The following is a 3,925-nucleotide window of genomic DNA, read 5'->3' as shown; positions in this document are numbered from 1 at the left end:
GCTGAGCGACACCGCCGGTGCCCCGGCCGGGGCACCGGCGGCCGGTCACCGGGACCGCGCCGCGGTCTCGTTCTCGTCGCCCCGCAGGTTGCCGGCCTCGCTCCGCAGCCGCCTGCCGGCGACCGTGTACGTCCTGGCCGTGTCCCGGTTCGTCACCCGGTCGCCGACCGCGCCCGCCAGCTCCCCGATGCTCTCCACCAGCCCGGCGAGCGCACCCAGCAGCGCCGCCTCCTCCTTCTCCGGAACCTTCTCCCGGCTGCTGTCCCGCGCCTTCGGCAGCGCGTTCTCCCGCACCTGCCGCTCCGCCTCGCCGACCGCGTCGACCATCGCCCGTATCCCGCTGTCCAATCCGGCCCCCTCGTCTCCCCGCGACTCCGTCGTACCTCGCGAGCCTTCCCACCCCACCCGCCGTTTAGGCCCAGCCCGACGCGCGGCCCCTGGGAACTGCCCCTAGCGTGGTCCGGGGACCGCCCGACCAGCCCCGGGGCCGAGACCCGGGCCCCGCACCAGGAGGCATGCCGACCATGACCGCCAACCTCTCCGAGCTCACCGGCGACTACGTCCTCGATCCCACCCACACCCGGATCGGCTTCGTCGCCCGCCACGCGATGGTGACCAAGGTCCGCGGCGCGTTCCACCGGTTCGAGGGCACCGCCCACCTGGACGGCGGCGACCCGTCCCGCTCCTCCGGCCAGGTGGTGATCAAGGCCGAGAGCATCGACACCGGTGTGGAGCAGCGCGACCAGCACCTGCGCACCAACGACTTCCTGGACGCGCCGAACTTCCCCGACATCACCTTCCGCTCCACCGCGGTCGAGGTCCGCTCCGACACCGACTACCGGGTCACCGGGGACCTGACCATCAAGGACACCACCCGCCCGGTCACCATCGACTTCGAGTACACCGGCAACGCCGTCGACCCGTACGGCAACCTGCGGGTGGGCCTGGAGGGCTCGGTCACCATCAGCCGCAAGGAGTACGGCGTCACCTGGAACGCGGCGCTGGAGGGCGGCGGCGTCCTGGTCGGTGACAAGGTCGTCCTGGAGTTCGACATCTCGGCGATCCGCCAGGGCTGACTCCTCCCCGAACGGCCGGAACCGGTACCCCCACGAACGGGTTCGCGCCGCAGCCCGCCGAACCGCCGGACCGCGGGGCGGCCGCCCGGCTAGTCTCCTGGCATGCCAACAGAAGACTCCCTCGCGACCGGCCAGCGCTCCCTCGGCGACCCCGCCCTCGACTACCCGCTCTGGCCCCCGCTCACCGCCGGCTGCCCGCGCACCAGCACCGAGGACGTCTCCTACCCCGTCGAGGTCGACTACGCCTACGACAAGGCCGACCCGGCGGGCCTGTTCGCCCCCGCCCCGGTGCGCGGCGGCCTGGAGCGCTGGGCCCCGCTGCTGCCGCCGCTGCTCGCGCCGGGCCTGGGCGAGGGCGCCACCCCGCTGGTGGAGGTCGCGCCCGGGGTGTACGTCAAGGACGAGTCCCGCAACCCCACCTGGAGCCACAAGGACCGCCTGAACCGCTGCACCACCAGCGCCGCCGTGGGCGCCGGTGCGCCGGGCCTCGCGGTCGCCTCCTCCGGCAACCACGGTGCCTCGGCCGCCGCCTACGCCGCCCGCGCCGGACTGCCCTGCGTGGTGATCACCGGCCCGGACACGCCGCCGAACGTCGACGCCTTCCTCAACGCCTACGGCGCGGTGGTGCTCCCGGTGCCGTGGGAGGCCCGCTGGCCGCTGCTGCGCCAGGTGGTCGACCGGCTGGGCCTGCACCCGGTCAGCAACCTGACCACCACCCACACCGGGCACGCGTACGGGCCCGAGGGCTACAAGACCGTCGCGTACGAGATCTTCCAGGACGTCGGCCTGCCGAGCGCGGTGTTCGTCCCGACCGGCTACGGCGAGCTGCTCTTCGGCGTCTGGAAGGGGTTCGCCGAACTGCACCGGCTGGGCCTGACCGACCGGGTGCCGCGCATCCACTCCTGCGAGACGGCCGCCTCCGGTCCGCTCGCCCGGGCGATCGCCGACGGTCTGCCGGCCACCCACGTGACGGTCGGCCCGAGCGACGCGTACTCGATCACCTCCCCGGTCAGCGGCTACCGGGGCGTGCTCGCGGTCCGCGCGAGCGGCGGCCGGGCGCTGACCCTGGACGACGGCCAACTCGCCGACGCCCAGCGGGAGCTGGCCCGGGCGGGGCTCTGGACGGAGCTGTCCGCGGCGGCCGGTCTGGCCGGGCTGCGCAGCCTCGGCGAGCCGGACCTCTCCGACGGCCCGGTGGTCTGCGTGTCGACCTCCAGCGGCTTCAAGGACAAGGGCGTCGGCACCCGCAGGACCGAGCCGGTCGCCCCGGACTGGGACGCGGTCGAGCGCCGCCTGCGGGCGGGCGGCATCACCGGCTGAGCGCACGGTCCTTCACCGCCGCGAGGCCTGCTGTTCGCCCGCTCGTCCCTGCTCGTAAGGTCGCCGTAGGGTCGGTGTTCGCCGAGCGCCAGCAGGCTTGCACCCTCCGTCAACTCCCGTCTCCTGCCGAAGGTAGCCACCGTGTCGCGTTCCCTCCGCCGCCTGCTGCCGCTCGCCGTCGCCGTCGCGGCGGTGCCCGTGCTCGCCCTGCCCGCCCTCCCGGCCGGCGCGGCCTCGTACGGCACCCCGACGATCACCTTCTCGGCCGGGTACCTGTCCGGTGCCGTCGGCGCCACCGGCGACCCGACCGTGACGGTGACGGTCGCCCAGTCCGGCGCCTCGGCCTCGGCGCTGACCGTCGCCGCCTCGGCCACCACCCGCAGCGCCGTCGCCCGCACCGGCGACGTGACGGTGAGCGGCACCGGCGGCGCCCGCACCCTGGCGGTCGCCGCCCAGGGCGCCGGCTACGCCGACCTCACCATCAAGGTCACCGGCCTCGGCGGCAAGAGCGCCACCCGCACCCTGCACTACGCCGCCTCCCCCGCCGTCCGGTCCTCGGCGACCAGCCGCTACCTGACCGGCTCCAGCGACGCCTCGGCGGCCGTGGACGCGGGCGGCGGCTTCATCCTGGTCGGCGACGACGAGTCCAACACCCTGCGCCTGTACGACCGCGACAACTCCGGTGCGCCGGTCCGCACCTGGGACTTCAGCTCGGCCCTCGGCGTCTCCAAGGAGATCGACATCGAGGCCGCCACCCGGGTCGGCGACACCATCTACTGGACCGGCTCGCTCGGCAACAACAAGGACGGCGTGGTCAAGCCCGACCGGCACACCGTCTTCGCCACCACCGTCACCGGCTCCGGCGCCGACACCCGGCTGTCCCTGGCCGGCTCCTACCACGGCCTGCGCGACGACCTGATCGCCTGGGACGACGCCCACGGCAAGCGCTACGGCTTCGCGGCCGGCGCCGCCGACGGCCAGGCGCCCAAGCAGATCGACGGCTTCAACGTCGAGGGCCTGGAGTTCGCCCCCGGCAGCACCAGCACCGCCTACATCGGCTTCCGCGCGCCGCTCACCCCGGCCGTCACCGGCGGCCGGGCGCTGCTCGTGCCGGTCACCAACCTCCCGTCCCTGCTGAACGGTTCGGCCGCGCACGCGACCTTCGGCGACCCGGTCGAGCTGGACCTCGGCGGGCTGTCCGTCCGTGACATCCGCCGCAACGACCTCGGCCAGTACCTGATCGTGGCCGGCTCCTGGTCCGCCGAGGACAACTCCGCCCCGTACGCGCTCTACCGCTGGAACGGCCAACCCGGTTCCAGGCCGACCAAGCTGCTCGACCTGCCGACCAGCGACTACGGCGCCTGGGAGGCCGTCCCGGACGTCCCGGACCTGGACGCCCCCGGCGCCCGCGCCCAGCTGATCACCGACGACGGCTCCGCCGACCTCTACGGCGACGGCACCGCCGCCAAGGACCTCACCCACCCCGAGTGGAAGAAGTCCCGCAGCACCTGGTTCACCCTGAGCTGACC

Annotated in this window: 4 protein-coding genes; 3 read left to right on the top strand and 1 reads right to left on the bottom strand. The window is 74.3% G+C overall.

Features of this window, described 5'->3' with window-relative positions:
• Window positions 1–45: 45 nt before the first annotated feature.
• Window positions 46–348, bottom strand: a complete 303-nt coding sequence (locus ACFU6K_RS33285) for a hypothetical protein (protein ID WP_380669432.1) — start codon at window positions 346–348, stop codon at window positions 46–48.
• 176 nt (window positions 349–524) lie between these two features.
• On the opposite strand from ACFU6K_RS33285, the gene ACFU6K_RS33280 reads away from it, so the two are divergent.
• The 3 genes from ACFU6K_RS33280 (at window position 525) to ACFU6K_RS33270 (ending at window position 3,923) form a co-directional block, all read left to right on the top strand.
• Window positions 525–1,076: a YceI family protein gene (locus ACFU6K_RS33280; RefSeq protein ID WP_380669434.1), complete on the top strand. Its 552-nt coding sequence runs from the start codon at window positions 525–527 to the stop codon at window positions 1,074–1,076.
• A gap of 102 nt (window positions 1,077–1,178) precedes the next feature.
• Entirely contained in the window at window positions 1,179–2,396 is a 1,218-nt protein-coding gene (locus tag ACFU6K_RS33275; protein WP_380669430.1) for a pyridoxal-phosphate dependent enzyme, read from the top strand.
• A 141-nt stretch (window positions 2,397–2,537) separates the two neighbouring features.
• Window positions 2,538–3,923, top strand: coding sequence for a hypothetical protein (locus tag ACFU6K_RS33270; RefSeq protein WP_380669428.1), 1,386 nt, complete (start codon window positions 2,538–2,540; stop codon window positions 3,921–3,923).
• Window positions 3,924–3,925: the final 2 nt, after the last annotated feature.

It is taken from the genome of Kitasatospora sp. NPDC057512, from assembly GCF_042802135.1.
GTDB lineage: Bacteria > Actinomycetota > Actinomycetes > Streptomycetales > Streptomycetaceae > Kitasatospora.
Note: the sequence above shows the minus strand (reverse complement) of the source record. Positions and strands in the feature narration are given on the sequence as shown.